The sequence below is a fragment of the Geothrix sp. genome (genome assembly GCF_020622065.1).
Classification (GTDB): Bacteria; Acidobacteriota; Holophagae; order Holophagales; family Holophagaceae; genus Geothrix.
Map to the genome: position 1 here is coordinate 780,266 of NZ_JAHRYQ010000002.1, position 19,990 is coordinate 800,255.

General features: G+C 69.5%; 17 protein-coding genes and 1 riboswitch. Of the genes, 9 read left to right on the forward strand and 8 right to left on the reverse strand.

What is annotated here, in order from left to right:
* Nucleotides 1-114: 114 nt before the first annotated feature.
* Nucleotides 115-963, forward strand: a complete 849-nt coding sequence (locus QZ647_RS13090) for a sugar diacid recognition domain-containing protein (protein ID WP_291272587.1) — start codon at nucleotides 115-117, stop codon at nucleotides 961-963.
* A 29-nt stretch (nucleotides 964-992) separates the two neighbouring features.
* Here QZ647_RS13090 and QZ647_RS13095 read toward each other — a convergent pair whose 3' ends face one another.
* Genes QZ647_RS13095 through mtnP form a run of 3 tightly spaced genes read right to left on the reverse strand, consistent with a single transcriptional unit; the run spans nucleotide 993 to nucleotide 3,247 of the window.
* Complete coding sequence (locus QZ647_RS13095; RefSeq protein WP_291272588.1) at nucleotides 993-1,817, reverse strand: peptidoglycan DD-metalloendopeptidase family protein; 825 nt, start codon at nucleotides 1,815-1,817, stop codon at nucleotides 993-995.
* A 60-nt stretch (nucleotides 1,818-1,877) separates the two neighbouring features.
* On the reverse strand, nucleotides 1,878-2,375 hold the full coding sequence (locus QZ647_RS13100) for a hypothetical protein (protein ID WP_291272589.1): 498 nt from the start codon (nucleotides 2,373-2,375) through the stop codon (nucleotides 1,878-1,880).
* Entirely contained in the window at nucleotides 2,375-3,247 is an 873-nt protein-coding gene (mtnP, locus tag QZ647_RS13105) for an S-methyl-5'-thioadenosine phosphorylase (RefSeq protein WP_291272590.1), read from the reverse strand. The genes QZ647_RS13100 and mtnP overlap by 1 nt, the downstream gene beginning before the upstream one ends.
* A 28-nt stretch (nucleotides 3,248-3,275) precedes the next feature.
* A riboswitch (cobalamin riboswitch) is annotated at nucleotides 3,276-3,498 on the forward strand.
* A gap of 79 nt (nucleotides 3,499-3,577) precedes the next feature.
* On the opposite strand from mtnP, the gene QZ647_RS13110 reads away from it, so the two are divergent.
* From QZ647_RS13110 to QZ647_RS13130, 5 genes are all read left to right on the forward strand, one after another.
* Nucleotides 3,578-5,632, forward strand: coding sequence for a TonB-dependent receptor (locus tag QZ647_RS13110; RefSeq protein WP_291272591.1), 2,055 nt, complete (start codon nucleotides 3,578-3,580; stop codon nucleotides 5,630-5,632).
* Complete coding sequence (locus QZ647_RS13115; protein WP_291272592.1) at nucleotides 5,632-6,483, forward strand: ABC transporter substrate-binding protein; 852 nt, start codon at nucleotides 5,632-5,634, stop codon at nucleotides 6,481-6,483. The genes QZ647_RS13110 and QZ647_RS13115 overlap by 1 nt, the downstream gene beginning before the upstream one ends.
* Nucleotides 6,480-7,466: an iron ABC transporter permease gene (locus QZ647_RS13120; RefSeq protein ID WP_291272593.1), complete on the forward strand. Its 987-nt coding sequence runs from the start codon at nucleotides 6,480-6,482 to the stop codon at nucleotides 7,464-7,466. Before QZ647_RS13115 ends, QZ647_RS13120 begins: the two co-directional genes overlap by 4 nt.
* Complete coding sequence (locus tag QZ647_RS13125; RefSeq protein WP_291272594.1) at nucleotides 7,463-8,197, forward strand: ABC transporter ATP-binding protein; 735 nt, start codon at nucleotides 7,463-7,465, stop codon at nucleotides 8,195-8,197. The genes QZ647_RS13120 and QZ647_RS13125 overlap by 4 nt, the downstream gene beginning before the upstream one ends.
* A gap of 301 nt (nucleotides 8,198-8,498) precedes the next feature.
* Nucleotides 8,499-9,560, forward strand: coding sequence for an OmpA family protein (locus QZ647_RS13130; protein ID WP_291272595.1), 1,062 nt, complete (start codon nucleotides 8,499-8,501; stop codon nucleotides 9,558-9,560).
* 34 nt (nucleotides 9,561-9,594) lie between these two features.
* Here the strand turns inward: QZ647_RS13130 and QZ647_RS13135 are convergent, their stop codons facing one another.
* Entirely contained in the window at nucleotides 9,595-10,842 is a 1,248-nt protein-coding gene (locus tag QZ647_RS13135; protein ID WP_291272596.1) for a cation:proton antiporter, read from the reverse strand.
* A 107-nt stretch (nucleotides 10,843-10,949) separates the two neighbouring features.
* Here QZ647_RS13135 and QZ647_RS13140 point away from each other — a divergent pair, with 107 nt between their 5' ends.
* Nucleotides 10,950-12,275 carry a chloride channel protein gene (locus QZ647_RS13140; RefSeq protein WP_291272597.1) on the forward strand — a complete coding sequence of 442 codons (1,326 nt, stop codon included), beginning with the start codon at nucleotides 10,950-10,952 and terminating at the stop codon, nucleotides 12,273-12,275.
* 12 nt (nucleotides 12,276-12,287) lie between these two features.
* On the opposite strand, the gene QZ647_RS13145 is transcribed toward QZ647_RS13140, so the two are convergent.
* Together QZ647_RS13145 and QZ647_RS13150 are read right to left on the reverse strand one after the other, a co-directional pair.
* Nucleotides 12,288-13,253: a carbon-nitrogen hydrolase family protein gene (locus QZ647_RS13145; protein WP_291272598.1), complete on the reverse strand. Its 966-nt coding sequence runs from the start codon at nucleotides 13,251-13,253 to the stop codon at nucleotides 12,288-12,290.
* Between the two features lie 24 nt (nucleotides 13,254-13,277).
* Entirely contained in the window at nucleotides 13,278-13,928 is a 651-nt protein-coding gene (locus tag QZ647_RS13150) for a GNAT family N-acetyltransferase (protein ID WP_291272599.1), read from the reverse strand.
* 55 nt (nucleotides 13,929-13,983) lie between these two features.
* Between QZ647_RS13150 and QZ647_RS13155 the strand changes: the two genes are divergently transcribed.
* On the forward strand, nucleotides 13,984-15,117 hold the full coding sequence (locus QZ647_RS13155; protein ID WP_291272600.1) for a glycosyltransferase family 2 protein: 1,134 nt from the start codon (nucleotides 13,984-13,986) through the stop codon (nucleotides 15,115-15,117).
* A 9-nt stretch (nucleotides 15,118-15,126) separates the two neighbouring features.
* On the opposite strand, the gene QZ647_RS13160 is transcribed toward QZ647_RS13155, so the two are convergent.
* Both QZ647_RS13160 and QZ647_RS13165 read right to left on the reverse strand, forming a co-directional pair.
* Nucleotides 15,127-16,311: a hypothetical protein gene (locus QZ647_RS13160; protein ID WP_291272601.1), complete on the reverse strand. Its 1,185-nt coding sequence runs from the start codon at nucleotides 16,309-16,311 to the stop codon at nucleotides 15,127-15,129.
* A gap of 1 nt (nucleotide 16,312) precedes the next feature.
* Nucleotides 16,313-18,730: an ATP-binding protein gene (locus QZ647_RS13165; RefSeq protein WP_291272602.1), complete on the reverse strand. Its 2,418-nt coding sequence runs from the start codon at nucleotides 18,728-18,730 to the stop codon at nucleotides 16,313-16,315.
* A gap of 101 nt (nucleotides 18,731-18,831) precedes the next feature.
* Between QZ647_RS13165 and recA the strand changes: the two genes are divergently transcribed.
* A complete protein-coding gene (gene recA, locus QZ647_RS13170; protein WP_286354850.1) occupies nucleotides 18,832-19,890 on the forward strand; it encodes a recombinase RecA in 1,059 nt (352 codons plus the stop codon).
* Nucleotides 19,891-19,990 lie beyond the last annotated feature (100 nt).

The window sequence follows — 19,990 nt, forward strand, 5'->3', positions numbered from 1 at the left end:
ACCTGAGATCCCGAGGCTGGCAGCCCCGGGTTGCCGGGACTCAATCTTTCTCCCCTGGCTCTCGATAATCGATACATCCGTTACCTTTGATCAACCCGAAGCCACAGGTGAGCCATGGATGCCGTCATCGCCGACAGGATCGTCAATTTCATCTTTGCCGAGACGGGGCTGTACACCATCGTGTGCGATGACAGGGGGATCATCGTGGCGGCCAAGGTCGCCTCCAGGGTGGGGAATCCCCATGCCGGTGCCCAGCGGATGCTGGCGGAGAAGCTCCCGCAGATCACCATCACGGCCGAGGAAGAGGAGCGTTCCGGTGGCCTGGTCAAGATGGGCACCACCCTGCCCATCATCTACAAGGGCGACTGGATCGGCACCTTCGGCATCAGCGGGGATCTGGGCAACACCGCCCCCATCGCGAAGATCGCCGCCGGCATCATCGGGAAGGAGTTGCAGGAGGCGGAGAACAACGCCCACCTGGTGGAGCAGGCCTCGCAGCTGGAGCGATCCATCGCGGTCATCGCCGGCTCCGTGGAGAAGCTCCTGGCTTCCCAGGGAGAACTCACCGAAACCATGCGGCGCGTCGTGACCCTCCTCGAGACCTCCTCGAGGGATGTGGAGGGTACCGGCAACATGATCTCGACCATCCAGGCCATGGCCGACCAGACGAACCTGCTGGGGCTGAACGCGGCCATTGAGGCCGCCCACGCCGGAGAGCACGGCCGGGGCTTCACCATCGTGGCCGAAGCGGTGCGGAAGCTCGCCGATCAGAGCAGCAGCTCCGCGGACGACATCCAGGCCTCCCACGGCCGTTTGCACGAATCCATGGCCCAGGTCATCGCCTTCTCCGAGCAGTCCATGCTCGCGGCCCAGGACCAGGGCCGGGCCACCGAGGCCATCAACGCCATGGTGTCGGAGCTCAAGCAGATCGGGGAGGGGCTGCTCGCCAGGGCCACCCACTAGGGCCTGTTTTCAGATTCCGCGACGCCGCGCTACAGGAAGAGCCGCGGGTCGACCCGGGCGTCGTTGAGGCTGAGGGACCAGTGCAGATGGGGGCCCGAGGCCCGCCCCGTCATCCCCACCTCGCCCACCAGGTCCCCGGCCTTCACGGTCTGGCCCTGTGTCACGGTGATCTTGGACAAGTGGCAGAGCAGGCTGACCACGCCTTCGCCGTGGGCGATGAATACCGCGTTGCCGCTGAAGAAGAAGTCGCCCGTCAGCACGACGGTGCCGGCCGCGGGCGCCCGCACAGGCTGCCCCTGGGGCGCCCGGATGTCGAGCCCCGCATGGGGCGAACGGGGAATGCCGTTGAAGATCCGGCGCATGCCGAAGGAGGCCGTCAGCGCACCGGGCACGGGGCGCTGGAACGCCAGGGAGGGGATGGAGCCTTCTGGATGGGCTTTCCAGGCCGGTTCGATGAGGGCCTGCTCCCGGGCAATCCGGGCCTCGTCCTCGGCATTGGGCGTCACCTTGCGTGGATCCTTCAGCTGGACCCGCTGCTCGGGATAGCGCTTGGGCTTGATGGTGAACGGCACCTCGCGGCCCTCCACCTCGACATGGTCCACCCCGGGCTTCGCGCTCAGCCGGATCCCCACCACCGCCACCCACCCCTGGCCGCTCCGCCGCACCAGCACCGGCTCGCCGTGGTAGGTCACCCGGGGCGAGGCCTTTCCCGGGAGCGCGACCACCGCCACGCCGCCGGGAACGGGAGAGGGGCGGAACGGAAGGGCCGGGGCCTTCGCGCCGAGAAGGCCTCCGGACAGGACGGTGAGGAGCAGGGCCGCGGGGCGCCGGGCCAAGGAAGGAACAAGAGACATCCGGACATCCTCTCGAGCGGGGCCCCAGCATACCGGGACCGGCCGACGCGCTTCAGGCCTTCACGCGGGGTGGGGGGTCTCGCCCTCGGGAGAGGGCCCGTCCAATTCGGGCGTGGAGACGGGAGCCGGGTCCGGGGCCTCCGGGCCCATCCCCGCCTCCCGCATCTTCACGGCGTCCTGGTAGGCGGCCAGCACGGCGGTGCGGATGCGGAGGTAGGAAGTCTCGGTGACCTTGGTGTTGAAGGTGAGCGTGGCCACGAGGTAGTCGCGGCCGTCGGGCAGGGTCTGGGGGGCGCTCACCTGGACCTGGGGCGGCATGATGGCCGACGAGCTGCCCTCGCGGAGGCGCACGGACAGGGCCTCGCACCAGGCCTGCAGCTTCGGCGTGTGGGCCAGGCCCTCCGCAGGCGAGGTCACCATCACCCGGCCGTAGAGGGTGAAGAACAGCCGCAGCTGAGGCGGATCAAAGGAATGGTTCAGATACCCCGACATGCTGGCGATCTGCTGGAAGTCCTTCAGCAGGGCCTGGAGCTTGGCGCTGGGGGCGGCCAGAGCCATCAGGGCGTCCCGTAGCCGTACTTGGCCACCAGCAGACCCAACCGCTGCAAGGCGTCGCCGGACACCTGTTCCGGCGCGGTGTAGAGCGCGGCCTTCAGGGCTTCCCCGCAGGCACAGGCGCGCGGGGCGGCGGCGAGGCCGGGCACGGTGGCGCGGAGCAGGCGCTGGGCCTTGTCCACATTGGCGTGCATGACTTCCAGCACGGAGGCCGCGTCCACGCCCTCTTCCTCCTCGCGCCAGGCATCATAGTCTGTCACCAGGGCGATGCAGGCGTAGCAGAGCTCAGCCTCACGGGCCAGGCGCGCCTCGGTCACCTGGGTCATGCCGATGAGGTCGGCACCCCAGCTCTGATGCAGGCGGCTTTCCGCGCGGGTGGAGAAGGCCGGCCCCTCCATGCAGACATACAGCGCATCCTCCTCCAGGGGCAGGGCCAGCTCCCGACCAGCGGTCATGAGCGCCTTCGAGACATGGCCGCAGGTGGGTTCCGCGAAGCTCACATGAGCCACCAGGCCCTCCCCGAAGAAGGTGTCCTTCCGGTGCTTGGTCTTGTCGATGAACTGGCCCACCAGCCGCAGGTCGCCGGGCCGGTGGCGGGCCTGGAGGCTGCCCACGGCGGACACGGAGATCAGGCGCTCCACGCCCAGGAACTTCAGGGCCCAGAGGTTGGCGCGGTAGTTGACCTCGCTGGGCGTGAAGCGGTGGCCTTCGCCGTGGCGGGCCAGAAAGGCCACCGGGGCGCCATCCAGCGTACCGAGATGCACGGGCCCGGAGGGCGCGCCGAAGGGGGTATCCACCAGCTCCGCCCGGTCCAGGGCCAGGCCCTCCATCCGGTAGAGACCACTGCCGCCGATGATGCCGATGGGTGCGTTCATGCCCCCATTGTACTTGCGGTCCCGCCGGGCGCCGTGCTTCCCTTGAGGTTCTGACAATTCGTGCTGGATGCACGGGAAGCAGGTGTGAATCCTGCGCTGCCCCGCAACGGTATGCACCACATGGCCAGCCCCTTGGGCCTGTGAGACCTCAAGTCCGAGTCACTGGGAATCGTCCCGGGAAGGCTCGGAGGGCGCCGAAAGGTTCCTGTCGCGTGCGAGCCCGGAGACCGGTCCTGCACCTCACCCCCCGTCGCGGGACCGGGTTGGGCCATGGTCTCCGACTTTTCCCGGGATCCGCCCAGCCGCCGCGACACCATGCGTGGAGGCATGATGGGTTCTGCCCGAGTTCTCTTCTCCCTGGCGGCGATGTCCGCTCTTTTCCCCGCGGCAGCCCGCGCCGGCCTTGCCGAGGCCGACCGGAAGCCGGCAGAAGCGACGGTCACCGTCAGCGCCGAGGCCCAGCCCGTGGAGGTCACCCGCACCCCGGCCCCCGTGCGCATCCTGGAGGCCGAGGAGCTGGCCCGCCTGGGCAGCCGCACGCTGGCCGAGCTGCTGGAGATCCTCCAGCCCGGCGCCGTGATGACCACCGGCGGCCCCGGCAATCAGGGCTCCGCCTTTCTCAACGGCACCCTCAGCCGGAATGTGGTCGTGCTGCTGGACGGCCTGCGGGTGAACGACCCCACGGCCACCAGTCCCGACCTGGGCGCCCTCAGCCTGGTGGGCATCGCCCGCGTGGAGCTGGTGCTGGGGCCCGCCTCCGTGCTCTACGGCAGCGATGCCATCGGCGGCGTCATCGCCCTGACCAGCCTGGGCCGCGGCGCCAGCGGCTTCCACGGCCAGGCAGGCCTGAAAGTCGGCACGGATGGACAGCTGGGCGGTTCCGCCCAGGTTCAAATGGCCGGTGACCGGGGCTGGATCGCCGCCGGTGCCGAGGCCCAGAAGCAGGAAAGCAGCTTCCCGAACGATGCCTTCCGTCAGGCGGGCGGCTTCCTGCGCCTGGGGACGAAGCTCCAGACAGGCCTCGGCGCGATGGAGCTCACGGGCTTCTATCGCAACGGCGGGCAGACCGCTTCTGTGCCCTTCACCACCGCGGGCTATCCCGCCGCGCGCAGCTACGAGCCGGGCCGCGAGACCCGGGCCCGCCAGGAAAGCTGGGGCGCCAGCCTCCGCTGGAACCTGGCGCCGACCCTCCTGCTGGAGAACACCCTCCAGGTCCTGTCGGGCAGCACGGGCGATCCCAGCGGCCCCCTGCGCCAGCAGACAGACCGCGACTTCCGGCGCGTGGAGGACCAGCTCACCCTGCACTGGACCCCCTCGAGCGCCTTCCGCCTCTCCGGCCGCCTCGAAGGCCGCGAAGACACCAGCCACGCCAAGAACTACTACGACCCCTCCACCTACGCCGCCGTGCGCTACCGGGGCGAAGGCCGGGACCTGGCCGGGGCCCTCGAATCCCGCTGGACGATCGTGGAAGGCCTCGACTGGGTGGCCGGACTGCGCCGCGATGCGGGCCACCGGGACCTCACCCGCTACGACTCCCTGCTCCGCAGCCGGGCCGGCAGCGCCGAGGCCGGCACCTGGCGCACGGGCCTCAACTGGACCCTCGCCCCGGAGCTGCGCCTCTATGCCAGCGCGGGCCAGGGCTTCCGCATGCCCAGCACCACGGAGTTCGCCCTCAACGCCCAGGCCGAAAATCAGGACGGGAGGACCTACCCCATCCTTCCTGAGCGCAGCCGCACCTTCCAGGTCGGCGCCACGGGGCAGCTCGCCGGTCACTGGGAGTACCGCCTGGAAGCCCAGCGCACCCGCATCTCCGATCTGCTGGCTTATGTCTACGACACCAGCTTCGCGTGGCCCGCCCTGTTCACCTCCCACTATGCGAACCAGGGCGCCATCCGCGCCCAGAGCCTCGAGGGCGCCCTCGGGTGGCGGGGCGGCACGGAGGTGGCCTGCGGCTGGGACTTGATCCTCCGCAGCCAGGAGACGCGCGACCTGGACCACAACACCGGGACCGACCGCTTCGGCCAGCAGAACACGGCCATCCTGCGGCACCCCTTCTTCACCGCCGCCATCTCCGCCTTCGCCCAGTCGAAGCGCTGGCGCGCCAGCTTCCGTCTGGATCGCGTGGGACCCCGCTACGACCTGAACGACACCACCTACCAGGTCATCTCCACCGGGAAGGCCTTCCGCGACCTCAGCCTGGGCCTCGCCCATGAACCGGTGAAGAACCTCACCCTGGCCCTGCGGGGTGAGCACCTGCTCCAGAAGAAGCAGACCGCCCAGGATTGGCTCAGCGGTCGCTACGATCAGGAGGGGGATGCCGCGCTGGTCTACGGCTTCCCCGCCCCGGGCCCCCGCTGGACCCTGGTCGCGACCTGGAGGTGGTGATGTCCCGCTCGTCCGTCCCGCGCCTTCTCACCCTCCTCCTGCTGCTCGCCCTGCCGCTGCTGGCGGCGCATCCCCAGCGGGTGGTGAGCCAGGCCGTGGGCACGGACGAGCTGCTGCTGGCCCTGGCGGACCCCGGCCAGATCGCCGCCCTGAGCCACATCGGCCGGGATGGCCGGTTCAGCGTCGTGGCCAACGAGGCGAAGCGGTTCCCATCGCTGAAGGACAGCGACGCGGAAAGCGTGCTGCGCTTCCGTCCCGACCTCGTGCTGGCCGCCAGCTTCACCCGCCCCGAGACCCTGGCCCTGCTCCGGCGGGCCGGGGTCCGGCTGGTGGTCCTGGACCGCTTCGACACGCTGGAGGATGTCTACGCCAGCCTCCGGATCCTGGGCCGCGAGCTGGGCCAGGAGGCGCGTGCCGAGGCCCTCATCGCCAGCTGCCGTGGGCGTGTCGAGGCCCTGGCCGCCCGGCTGAAGGGCGTCCGTCCCGTGCGTGTGCTCACCGCCGGGGCCTATCCCTTCACCTCGGGCACCGGCACCACCTTCCAGGACTTCTGCGATCACGCCGGCGCCTTGAATGTGGCGGCGGAGGCCGGGCTCAAGGGGCACGCGCCGACGCCCTCCGAAAAGCTGCTCACCTGGAACCCCGAGGTCCTGGTCGTCTCCGGCGACCGGCCGGACGGAGCCGACATCCGCGCGCGCCTCGCGGAGATCCCCCACTACCGGGCCCTGGCCGCCTTCCGGGCCGGGCGCTTCGCGGTGATCCCGGGGGCCCTCATGTCCTCCGTGTCCCATCACCGCATCGAAGCCTATGAACGGTTGGCCAGGGCCCTGCATCCCGAGCGGTTCCGGTGAAATCCCGCCTCGCCCTTCCCGCGCTCCTGGCGCTGCTGGTCCTGGCCTTCCTGGCCTCGCTGGCGTTCGGCGAGCTGAGGCTCAGCTTTGGCCAGGTGCTCGGCGCGCTGACGGGCGGCGGCGATGAGATCGCCCGCACCGTGGTGCGGGATTTCCGCCTGCCCCGGGCCCTAGTGGGGGCCGCGGCGGGGGCCGCCCTGGGCGCCAGCGGCGTGGTGATGCAGGCCTTCTTCCGCAACCCCCTGGCCAGCCCGGGCCTGCTGGGCGTCAGCAGCGGCGGCGCCCTGGGCGCCGTGGCGGTGCTGGCCCTGGCCCCGGCCACCGGCTTCGCCGCCGCCACCCTCTGGGCCCTGCCCCTGGCCTCGATCCTGGGGGCCTTTGCCGCCACGGGCGCCGTGCTCATGCTGGCCCAGCGCGGCGCGGGCACGGAGCGCCTGCTGCTCTCCGGCGTGGCCCTCAATGCCCTGCTGGGCGCCGGCACCAGCTTCCTGCTCACCACCACCGCCGGGCACTTCGAGGTGAACGCCCAGATCCTCTTCTGGCTCATGGGTGGCCTGGAAAGCCGCAGCTGGGAGCATGTGTGGATGGGCGTTCCAGCCATCCTCAGCGCCTGCCTGCTGCTGCTCCCCCTGGGCCGCCCCATGGACCTGCTGAGCCTGGGCGAGCAGAGCGCCCAGAGCCTCGGCGTGGATGTGCGCCGCCTCCGACGCCAGCTCATCATCCTGTCCACTGTGCTCACGGCCCTGGCCACGGCCGTGGGTGGCATCATCGGCTTTGTGGGCCTGGTGGTTCCCCATGTCCTGCGGCTGGCCTTCGGCCCGGACCATCGTCGCCTGCTGCCCTACTCCATGATCGGAGGGGCCGCCTTCCTCCTGGCCTGCGACCTCGTCACGCGGACCTTCCCCCTCGGCATGCGCCTCGGCGTCGTCACCGCCCTCATTGGCGGTCCCTTCTTCCTGTGGCTGCTCCGGAGGCCGCGATGACGGGTGCGAATACTCCCGCCCTCCAGGCCTCCGGCCTGACGGTGCCCGGTCGCCTGGAGGCCGTGTCGGTGACGCTGGGCCCCGGCGAGCTGGTGGCCGTGGTGGGCCCGAACGGCGCGGGCAAGTCCACCCTGATTCAGGCCCTGGCAGGACTGCTGCCCGCCGAGGGCACCATCCACTGGAATGGACAGCCACTGTCGCGAGTCCCCGTTGCTGAGCGGGGCCGCCGCCTGGCCTGGGTGAGCCAGGAGGCCCATTTCGAATTCGCCTTCCCCGTGCGTGATGTGGTGGCCCAGGGCCGCTACGCCTGGGGTGACGACCTCACGGGCGTGGCCGAGGCCTTGTCGGAGCTGGATCTCACGCACCTCGCAGACCGCCCCGCCACGCGCCTGTCCGGAGGCGAACGCCATCGCGTGGGCCTGGCCCGGGCCCTGGCCACCGAGGCACCCATCCAGCTTTGGGACGAGCCCGTGGCCCAGTTGGATGTCCGCCATGCCCTTGAAGTGATGCGTCTGGCGCGGCGCCTGACCGATGCAGGCAGCACCGTGGTGGTGAGCCTCCATGATCTCCGCACCGCCTACCGCTTCGACCGCGTCCTCGTGCTGGACCGGGGCCGCCTCGTGGGCAACGGGAAGCCCCACGATGTGCTGACCGCCGCCCTCATCCGTGAGGTCTTCCGCGTGGAGGCGACCTTCGTGGAGAGCCTGGTGCCGGAGCTGCCGGGGGCATAGCCCCTTTCGGTGCCGCGCCTTCGATATGACATGGATACCCCTTCATAGTGATTGACTCGATCACGACTCTCTTTTTTGATTTAGTCATAAATTATTGATTATAATATTAGTTAATCATTGGCCTAAAACCTGCCCTGTCAATCGTGCAGCCCATTAACCGCCACGCCAGGTGCGTATCGGAATGGTTGAACCCATTCGCCCGTGCGGCTGGAGCCTTGCCTGCATCTAGGTCGCCGTCACCCCCGGGGTCTCCCCTCGGTTACCCAACCTATGCACCTTTGTGCATTTTCTGGAGTTATCCATGCGCCTCCTTCTCGCCTTCCTGCCTCTTGTCCTGGTCTCCAGCGCTCTGGTCGCCTCGGATCCCCAGGACGACTTCCGCTGGCTCCAGTTCCAGGGCGGCATCACCGATCACCGCACCAAGAACCCGGATCACATGCAGCCAGCCATCGGCTTCGGCGTGGGCACCTGGCTCAACGGCCATGTGGGCCTGGAGGCCTCCGGTCTCGGCACCTTCGTCAACTATGGACACGGCAAGGCCAAAGAGGCCCACGCCACCGGCTCGGTGCTCTTCAACCCCTTCTCCACGCCTTCGAACCTCCGCCCCTTCCTGCGGCTGGGCGTCGGTGGCACCACCATCGGGGGCCCTGTCTCAGACAGTGGTTCCCACACCACCCGCCTGAGCGGAATGGTGGGCCTGGGTGTCCAGGTCCTCCTGGGCAACCAGATGTTCGCCAGCCTCGAAGGCCGGGTCGTCCAGGTCGAGACCAAGGTCAGCCGCAAGGAAGGCCAGGCCCTGGCGGGCATCGGCCTGCGTTGGGGCAACAAGCCGCAGGTCATCGCCACCCAGGCGCCGGCCCCTCCTCCCGTGGTGATCGAGGCGCCTGCACCTCCGCCCCAGGTGATCCTCGTGCCCGCGCCCGCCCCTCCCCCGGAAGTGGTCTATGTGCCCGCACCCGTGGCTCCCCGCAAGATCGTCCTGGATGAGGCCACCCTCCACTTCGCCAACGGCAGGGCCATCCTCAGCCCCGAAGGCCGCGAGGCCGTGAACAAAATCGCCAGTGAACTCAAGGAGATCAAGGCCCCCTATCAGCTCGTCATCAGCGGCCACACTTCCAAGGTGGGCCGGCCCGCCTTCAACCTTCAGCTAAGCAAGGATCGCGCGGCCGCCGTGGCCCAGGTCCTGGTGGATGCGGGCATTCCCGCCGCCGACATCCGCACCGAGGGGTTGAGCTTCTCCCAGCCCCGGGTGAAGGAAGTGACCAAGGCCGACCAGGCCATGAACCGACGGGTTGAGATCGACATCAAGACCAAATCGGAAAATGTGGAAATCCGCGACAAGCAGACGCCCATCGTGGAATAGAACTTCGGCCGCTCCCGCCCCGTGCGGGTGCCGTTCACCGCCCTGCCTGCTTCCCCAGGACCCACCCCAATCCCACGGGGCCGGCCACGGTGGTGAGCAGCAGGGCGCCGATGATGCCGGCCTGGATCTCGGGGCTCAGCAAGGGCGCGCCATTCAGCTGGAGCTGGGCGCCGGCGGCGACGAAGATGAGGCCCACCTCGCCGCGGGGCACCATGCCCCAGCCCACCACGGCGGCGCGGGTACCGGCCCCGCCGCCATAGCCTGCGATGTATTTCCCGGCCACGCCGAGCAGGGCCAGCACGGCGGCGAAGCCTAAAGTGGCGGGCCTGAAGAGCGCGGACGGATCCACCTTCGCCCCCATCAACACGAAGAAGAGGGGCGACAGCACCGTCACGAGGGGATGCACCAGTTCTTCCAGCGTGTGCCGCTCGCGGCGCTCCAGATCCTCGATGTGGGCGGGCTCCAGGATGAGCCCCGCGGCATAGGCCCCCACGATGGAGGCCAGACCGGCGAGGCTGCCCAGCCAGGCCAGCAGGAAGGCGAATCCGAGGCCGAGGGGCAGCAGCACCTGCTCGCCGCGGAACCGGCTGGCCAGTTGGAAGAGACGCGGCGTGACCAGCCGGCCCAGCGTCAGCGCGGCGACGAGGAAGCCCAGGGCCAGGAGCAGCGTCCAGGCCAGGCTGGATCCCATGGAACCCTCGGCGGCGGGAGCGGCACTGGCCACCATGCCCGAGACGGCCACCAGCACCAGCAGGCCCAGCACATCGTCCACCACGGCCGCTCCCACGATGATGCGGCCTTCCATGGAATCGGAGGCTCCCTTCTCCCGCAGCACCTGGGCGGAGATGCCGATGCTGGTTGCACAGAGGCAGGCGCCGATGAAGAGGTCGAGCACGAAGGGCGAGCCCTTTGGCAGCAGCAGCCAGGCGCCTGCCAAGCCTGCGGCCATGGGCACTCCCACGCCGATGAGGGCTACCCGCAGGGAGGCCACGCCCACCTTCAGCATCTGCGGCACCGTCGATTCCAGGCCCACGGCGAACATCAACACCACGACGCCGAGGCCCCCCAGCAGCTCCGCGGCCGGCGAGGCCGCCACCTCCGGGAACAGGGGCCAGGCCCGGTGCAGGGCCGTGAGGGCCAGGCCCACGGCCAGTTCCCCCGTGACGGCGGGCAGCTTCAGGCGCACCGCCAGCTCCCCGCCCAGCTTCGCCGACAGCCACAGCAGGGCCAGCAGCATCAGCGTGCCCGCCAGGGGATCGTGGACCAGAAAGGCCAGGAACATGGAAGCCTCGGAAAACCGCAGACGCGACCTCCATTCAAGCATCCCTGGCTGGCCATGGGGCCGGCCGCGTCCTGGACACGCTCGCGGGGCGAGGTGCACACTGCCTCATGGCCCCCGAGATCGAGACGGAACCCGGCGACGAGAACCCCTTGGCTTCCCCAGTTCCATCGCCCTCGCCTTCTCCGTTGACCCTGCCAACCCGCGTGCGGAGCCTTCGCGTGCTGGCCCAGGCGCGGCGCCTGGCGCTGGCGGTGCTGCCCCTGGGGGCCTGCATTGGTGTCGTGGCGGCCCTCGCCCTGACGGGGATCGAACGGTTCGAGGCACTGCTCCAGGGACAGGGCCTGCGCACCGCGGCGATGGTGGCCACACCCCTGGTCGGCCTATTGCTCACCGGCCTGTGGCTCCAGCTTTCGGGGCTGGGAGAGGTTTCGCTGGGGCACGATCTGGCGGAGGCCCGCCACCATCCCCTGGGCACCTTCCGGTTCCTCCCCAGCCTGGGCAAGGCCGCGGCCTGCGCCCTGACCATCGGCTTCGGCGGCAGCGCGGGGGTGGAGGGCCCTGCCCGATGGCTGGGCGCTGCGGTGGGCGCGCAGTTCCATCGGCTCTTCCGCCGCCTGGCCCGGCGGTTCCGCTGGGCCCGGCGCCTGTTGGCCCAACCAGGCGTGGTCGTGATGGCGGGCTCGGCGGCGGCCCTGGCCGCGGTCTTCCGCGCACCCATCGCCGGGGCCCTGCTCGCCACGGAGCACGATGGCGACCTCAGCACGGACCGCCTGGCGCCGGCCCTGGCGGCCTCCGCCTCGGGCTTCCTGGCCTTCATCGCCATCCGCGGCGGCACCCCTCTTCTTGGCGCAGCCAGTTCGTACCACCTGGTGGCCCGCGAGATCCTGTGGGCGTTGCCCCTGGGGCTCGGCTGCGCCGTGGCCGCCTCCTTTTACCGGCGCCTGCTGCGCTTCGGACGCCACCACCTCAGCCGCCTTCCCCTCCCGGCGCGCGCCGGGCTGGCGGGGCTGGGCCTGATGATCCTTGCCTTGCCCGGTGCCTGGCTCTGGCCCGGACTGCCGGTGACCCAGGGCGGCGGCATTGAGTTGGTGACCCACTTGCTCCGCGGCGGCACCCTGCCTTCCCAAGCCCTGGCTTTCCTGGCCCTGAAACTGGCGGCCACGGCCCTCACCTTCGCCGGGGGCGGCGTGGGCGGCACCTGGCTGCCCTCCGTCACCATGGGCGCCGCCCTGGGTGCGGCCTTCGAAGCCTGGGCGGGCCTCGGCCAGCCCGGCCTCTTCGTGCTTGTGGGCGCCAGCGCCTTCACGGGTGCCGTCCATCGCAGCCTGCTCACCCCAGTGGTCTTCCTGGCGGAAACCACGGGCCAGGCGGCCCTGGTGGTCCCCGCTCTGGTGGCCACGGTCGCCGCCTATCAGGCCTCAGGCCCGGAATGAAGAAGGTCGGCCTCAGTCAGGAGGGACCGTGGGCTCGTCCGTCTGCTTGAGCCAGGGCAGGCGGTGCATGCAGATCCGCCCGTCGAAGGTCACATGCAGGCCGTCCTGGGCGGCATCCTGGTGGTTCAGCACCGACCCCTTGGCGCGGGTCTGATCGAGAACCGCCAGGTCGATGTCCCCGACCAGCACCATCTCGGAGTTGGGGGCGGCCTCGGTGGCGATGCCGTCCATGGGGAAGGGGAAGTCCGAGGGCGTGTAGACGCCGCTCTGGGCGTACTGCGCCGTGAGGTCCGTGATGAGGGGCAGGCTGCCCACCATGCCCGCGGTGACCACATAGATCTGGTTCTCCACGGCCCGGGCCCGGGCGCAGGTGGTCACGCGGCTGTAGCCGCGCCGGTCATCGGTGAGGTAGGGCACCACGAGCAGCTGGACGCCCTGCTCGGCCTGGATGCGGGCCACCTCCGGGAACTGCACATCGTAGCAAATGGACACGCCCATCCGCCCGAAGTCCGTGTCGATGATGTGGATCTCGTGGCCGGGCTCGAAGTGCCAGACATTCCGTTCCGTGGGTGTGAGGTGCAGCTTGGGCTGGTGCACGGGCCTGTGGCCCGGCACGAAGACGGACGCCACATTCTGAAGTTTGCCGTCCACGAAGCGGGGGTGTGTGCCGGCCACCAGGATGCGGTCGTACTTGGTCGAGAGGCGGAGGAAGAGATCCTCGAATCCGTCCGTGAACTGCTCCGCCAGGCGCCGCATGGCCTCGGCGGGGGCAAAGTCCCGGGTGATGCAACTGAGCAGCTGCACGGCCAGCAGTTCCGGAAACACGATGACATCGGAGTCGTAGTCGTCGCCGACATCCACATAGTTCTCCACCTGCTCAGCAAAGGCGGAGAAGTCCGCCACCGGGCGCAGGCCGTACTGGATGCCGCAGACCCGCACGGGGCGGGAGAGGAAGGGAGTGGGGGCCGTGAACCGCATGTCTGCTCCTGGACGGCCCGGCCGTCAGAGTTCCAGCACGATGAGGGCCGCGTGACCCAAGGTTTCCACATCGGGCGCGTAGTCCCGCAGGACGCCACGGACCTGAAAACCCACGCGAAGCTGTTTCGAGAGGGTGGGGTCGAAGATCCGTCCCTCCACCACGGCCTCGACATAGGCCTCGGGCTCCATCTCATAGGCGACGCGGTGGTAACCGGGAATCCGTGCCCCGGCCACGAAGGCCCGGCAGTCCAGGCGCCGGGCCAGATCCACCCGCGCTCGGTAGAGGAGGCTTCCGATGCCCACCCCCTGCCAATCGGGATCCACGGCGATGTTCACGCCGTAGAGCGCTTCGCCTTCGGGATCATGGGTGGACAGGGTGCCCCGGCCGGTGATCTGGGACCAGGTATGGGGGGCCAGGGCCGAGACGATGGGCACGCGGTGGGCCGTGGCCGTGCCCACGATGCGCGCTCCCACTTCCACCACCAGCTGGCCTTCGGGGAAGCACGCCATGTGCCGCACGAGGTTCTCGGCGGACCAGATGGCCTCGGGCCCGTGGGGTGCCGGATAGACGCGAACCATCAGGTCCCGGATCTCCCCCACATCATCCGGCCGGCGGAGACGGAGGATCGGCTTGTCTGAGGAGAATCCGCCCATGGCCCCCACTCGAAAAAGCATCTGCGTCCAGGGTATCCCACCCTGCCAGATCGATCCTTCGGGCTAGCCTGGACTCATGCCCTGGATCGATCTCGCCACCTGGACCGCCGCCATGCCGTTGCTCGCGGGCCTGGTGCTGCTGCGCCGCCACTGGGCGCGGCTGCCGATGCTGCCGGCGGATCCGCCACCGCAGCCCGTGGCCTCCGTGTGCCTCTGCATCCCCGTGCGGAACGAAATCCTCGAGGTGGCGGCGGCTTTGGAGGGCTGGCTGGCCCAGGACCATCCGGCCCTGCGGATCGTGGTGGTGGACGACGGCTCCACGGACGGCAGCACGGCGGTGCTCCGCGCCCAGGAGCAAGCCCATCCGGGTCGCCTGCGCGTCCTCCGCAACGACCATCTCCCCCCCGGCTGGCTGGGGAAGAATTACGCCCTGCATCTGGCCAGTGAGCAGCCCGAGGCGCGGGTGGCGGACTGGCTGCTCTTCGCGGATGCCGATGTCCAGGCGGCCCCCGACCTGCTCCGGCGGGCCCTGGCCTTCGCCACCGCACACCCCACGCACCCCGCGGACATCCTCGCGCTTCTCCCCGGCGTGGATACCGTAGGCTGGGCGGAGCGCGCCGTCCTTCCCCTGGCCGCCTCCGCCTTTCTGGTCCTGATACCGCCCCACCGGGTGCCCCTGCCGCGCCATCCGGCTTTCTGCGGCGTGGGTGCCTTCACCCTGGTGCGGCGCCAGGCCTACGACGCGGCGGGCGGCCATGCGGCCGCTCCCCTGGAGGCCATCGACGACATGATGCTCGCCCGACGGATGAAGGCGGCGGGCTTCGTCAACCGGGTGGCGAGGGGAGGTCCGGATCTGCACCTGCGGATGTACCATGGCCTGGGCGAACTGGTACGGGCCATGCGGAAGAATGCCGCCGCCCTGCCCGCCTGGTGGCTGCTGCCTCTGGCCCTGCCGCCCGCCCTGTTGATCGGTCTGGCGCCGGTCTGGCTGCCCTTCGCCGGTCACCCCGGACTCGCGCTCCTGCTCTGGCTGCTGGTCCCCGCGATGGCGGGTGATGTGCAGCAGCGCCTGACGGGGCGGCCCATGGACCTCCTGTGGGCCCTGTGGCCCTTGAATGTGCTGGTCTTCGCCGCGGGCACGGCCTGGGCCTTCACGGACCGCCTGCGGGGCGTGAACCACTGGCGGGGGCGGGATGTGAAGCTGCGCTAGGAGCCCTGCTCAGACGCCTTCGAAGAGCTTGAGGGTATCGTCGAGCTTGCGCAGGATGGACAGGATGCGGAAAGGCTCCACGGCGAGGTAGTCCACCGCCCCGGCCGAGACCGCGCGATGGCGCTTCAGGGCCTCGTCCTCCTCGGTGCCGGCCAGGAGGACGGGCACGGGGCACCCCTCCTGGGACACCAGCTGGCGGCAGAGCTCCAGCGGGCTGGCGAGCCGCAGCTGGTTGTGGACGAGGACCATGCGGATGCGGCCCCAGCCGGATTCCCCGCCCCCCAGATCCAGGAGCTGAGTCTTCACCGGGCCCTTGATGTGGTCGAGCACGGCCAGCCCGAATTTGCGGCTCAGCGCCTCGGCCAGCCGCCGGGCGAAATCCTCCTTCTCCGTGAGCAGCAGGAGGATCGGATCCCGGTCCACCAGCACCTTCACGGTGGGCATGGTCGCCGCCCGGTTGATGCGCGCCGTGGCCTCCAGGAAGCCCCGGGGAGCGAAGTCGTCCTTGTCCTGCTGGGCCTGGAGGACCTGCTGATCCTGGATCCAGGTCCGGTATCGCTCCAGCATCGGGCCGTCTGCCTGCTTGGTGAAGCGGAGGCCCACCAGGTTCTCGCCGAAGTAGGCGACAGTCGTGGGTGTCCGAAGGCGCAGGCTGCCGTCCAGGGGCACATCCAGCAGCGACTCCTCCCCCATGCGCAGCAGCTCACGGATGTCCTGCTTGGTGTTGCGGAGGACGAGCTCCAGACCCTCCTCGCCGAAGCTCTGGACGGTCCCGTCGAGCAGGGCGTTGCGGGTGTTGGTGAAGGTCGCCGCGTGGGCCGGCCCATGGGCGCGGTCGGGGATGAAATCCGCCAGGCGGTGCAGGTCCGACCGGCGCAGCACCCGCGGAAGGGTGGTGTAGCAGGCCTCCACGCCCTCCAGGATCTCCTGCCCGGCCTGAGTCACCACGCATTCGTACTCAAGGCCGCGGTCCTTCAGCTTGATGGCCAGGTTCTCGCCGGGCTTGAGACCCCAGGCGGCGATGTCCTCGAACGGCATCCGGAAGGCCAGGCGTTCCCCATCCTCCGTGAGGATAGGGAACGCGGCGCGCTGGTCCTTGTAGGCCACCTCCAGCCGGGCTCCGGCCAGGCAGAGGCGCTGCAGCGCCATGCGGATCAGGGTGTCGTCCTCGAGCAGCACGGCTGCCTTGGCCATGTCAGACCTCGCCAGTGAGGGAGTGGGCGTCGGGCACCGGGGGCACGGCACCGGCCGGGAGCCAGCGGGCCAGGGCACGGTGCAGGTCGGGCACCCGGACGGGCTTGGGGATGTGGTCGTCCATGCCGGCCTCGAGACAGCGCTCGCGGTCGCCCACCATGGCGTTGGCCGTCATCGCCACCACGGGCAGGCGCCGCCGGCCCCGCTCGCGCTCCCGCAGGCGCCGGGTGGCCTCGTAGCCATCCATTTCCGGCATCTGGCAGTCCATGAGCACCAGGTCGTAGGACACGCCCACCAGGGCATCCAGGGCTTCCACGCCGGTCGCCACCACATCCGCCTGGATGCCGAACCGGGAAAGCAGGGTGAGGGCGACCTTCTGGTTCACCAGGTTGTCCTCCGCCAGCAGCACCCGGACCGGCACGGGCCCGCCCGAAGGCCCGGCGGCAGCCGCCTTGGCCGGCCCCCCCGCGGCCGGCCCCGCGGGTTCCAGCAGGGCGCGGAGCTGGCTGGGCCGGATGGGCAGGGGAAGGAAGGCCTGCACGCCGTGGCGGGCGGCCGCCTCCCTCAGCTCGGGCTGGTAGAGCGGGCTGACGAGGGCCACGGTGCAGTCCCCCGCTGCGCCCTGGATGGCTTCGATGCAGGCGGAGCCCGCCAGCACCAGGGCGCCGGGCCGCCGCAGGCCCTGCAACCACGAGGCCGGATCCGCCCCCTTGGGCATCAGGTGCGAATCCAGACCCCAGACGCGGAACTGCTCCTCGAGCAGACGAGTCGTGGCCGGCGGAAGCCCCGCCAGGAGCACCTCGTTGACCGGATTCCGCAGCGGCGCCTGGCAGCCACGGGTGCCGAGCCCGAGGGTGAACCAGAAGGTGCTGCCCTCCCCGGGAAGGCTCTCCACACCGATCTCCCCGCCCATCAGTTCCACCAGCCGCTTGCAGATGGTCAGCCCCAGGCCCGTGCCGCCGTACTTCCGGGTGGTGGAGCTGTCGCCCTGGAAGAAGGAGGTGAAGAGGCGCTCGACCACCTCCGGCCGCATGCCGATCCCCGTGTCGCGGACCTCCACGCGCAGAAGCCCGCCAGCGCGGCCCTCGACCTCGGGGCGCACGCGGACCTCCACCGACCCGTCATGGGTGAACTTGAGGGCGTTGTCCATGAGGTTCGTCAGCACCTGGCGCAGCCGGGTCGGATCCCCCGTCACGGACAGGGGCGTGGCGGGATCCACGAAGACCCCCAGCTCCACCCCCTTGGCCTGGGCCTTCATGGCCAGGACGGCCATGACATCCTCCACCACGCTCAGCAGGTCGAAGTCGAGGATCTCCATCTCGAGCTTCCCCGCCTCGATCTTGGAGAAATCGAGGATGTCGTTGATGAGCGTCAGCAGGGACTCGCCGCAAGAGCGCACCGTCTCGGCGTACTGACGCTGTTCAGCGCCCAGGGGCGTGTCCAGCAGCAGGCCCGTCATGCCGATGATGCCGTTCATGGGGGTGCGGATCTCGTGGCTCATGTTGGCCAGGAACTCGCTCTTGAGGCCGGAGAGCTCCAGGGCCTTGTCACGGGCCCGGGCCAGCTCCTGGGCAGCCTCCTCCAGCTTCAGCTCCGCCCGCCGGCGGTCCGTGATGTCGTGGTACTGCCAGAGGTGGCCCAGGTAGTCCTCGCCCACCTGGATGGGCACGAAGTCGCGGGAGAGGATGCGCCCATCCTTGAGACGCCATTCCTCGCCGGTCACCGGCAACCGGGCGGCTGCCACCTCCTCCTGGCGCGCCAGGAAGGCCTCCGGGGACTCCAGCAGAGGCAGACACTCCTCCAGCAGATCACGGGTCTCGCTCTCCACCAGCACATGGGCCGGCACGGGCACCTGGAACATCCAGCAGAAGGTCTCGTTCAGGAGGGCGATCCGGCGCCCCTCGGTCTCCACCAGGATGCCCGCCTGCATGTTCTCGATGAGGGTCCGCAGGCGGCTCGTGGCCACCCGGAGGACGATTTCCGTGTGCTTCCGCTCGGTGACATCGCTGAAGGTGCCCGTGACGCCCCGCACCACCCCGGCTTCATCGAACGAGATGCGCTGGTAGGCCTCCACCCACTTGACTTCGCCGTTCTCCCGGGGGATGCGGAACTCCCCCTCGAAGGCATCCTGCCCGGTGTCCACCGCGTAGGTCAGCATGTTGAGGTAGCGGGGCTTGTCGGCGGGGTGCAGGAAATCGAGGAAGGGGCGGCCGAGGCTCTCCGCCACCCCGAAGCCCGTGAGTTGGGTCCAGGCCGGGTTCAGCAGGGACCAGTGCCCTTGGCGATCGATCTGGAAGACCACCTCCTTCAAGTGGTCGACCAGGGCCCGGTAGCGGTCGGCCTCCCCCTGGATGGGGGCTGGCGGCCCGCCCGAAGCGGGGGTGAGGGAGGGAAAAGGGGGGTGGGCTTCCGTCGGCATGCCCCTCCCTCTTCGGCGGACCTGGGCCGGAGCGTGAAAAAAGATTTCTTGTTTTTTTCGCTTTTTGCCCCATCCTGGAAAGCACCCCTTTGGAGGACCCCATGGCCGCGGCCGAGCAAGATGAACGCCTGAAAGCCCTGACGCGCACCCTGGCCGACATCGACCGGGCTTTCGGCAAGGGCTCGGTCATGAAGCTCGGCGATCGGATGAACAGCGCCGAGGGCATCGAGGTCATCAGCACCGGTTCCATCGCCTTGGACTCGGCCCTGGGCGTGGGCGGCGTACCCAAGGGCCGCGTCGTCGAGGTCTACGGCCCGGAAGCCAGCGGCAAGACCACCCTGGCCCTGCACATGGTGGCCCAGGCCCAGAAGAAGGGCGGCCTGGCCGCCTACATCGACGCCGAGCACGCCCTCGATCCCGAATACGCCCAGAAGCTGGGCGTGGATGTGGCCAACCTCTTCATCAGCCAGCCGGACAGCGGCGAGCAGGCCCTGGAGATCTGCGATCAGCTGGTACGCAGCGGTGCCCTGGACATCATCGTGGTGGACTCCGTGGCAGCCCTGGTGCCCAAGGCCGAAATCGACGGCGAGATGGGCGACAGCCATGTGGGCCTCCAGGCCCGCCTCATGAGCCAGGCCCTGCGCAAGATGACCGGCACCATCAGCAAGACCCACACCTGCGTGGTCTTCATCAACCAGATCCGCATGAAGATCGGCGTGATGTTCGGCAATCCCGAGACCACCACCGGCGGCAACGCCCTCAAGTTCTACGCCTCCGTGCGCCTCGATGTCCGCAGCATCCAGAGCATCAAGGGCAACACCAACGATCCCCTGGTGGCCGCCAAGGACGAGGACTCCTCCGTCATCGGCAAGAAGACCAAGGTGAAGGTCGTCAAGAACAAGGTCGCCCCGCCCCTCAAGGTCGCCACCTTCGACATCATGTATGGCGAGGGCATCAGCCGCACCGGCGAACTGGTGGAGCTGGGCACCCAGCTGGAGATCATCCAGAAGAGCGGTTCCTGGTACAGCTACAAGGACAGCCGCCTGGGCCAGGGCGCCGAGAATGTGAAGAAGCTCTTCATGGACAACCCTGAACTGGCGGACGAGGTTGAGACCCTCATCCGCGAGCGCCTCGGCATGAAGGCCACCGTGGAAGCCTAGAGATCCTCGACTGCGCGCCCTTGGAAGGGGTCGGCAGACGGCGGTGGCCCCCAGGCTGCCGCCGTTTTTTTGGCTTCCACCCGGATCGACCGGCCGCTGG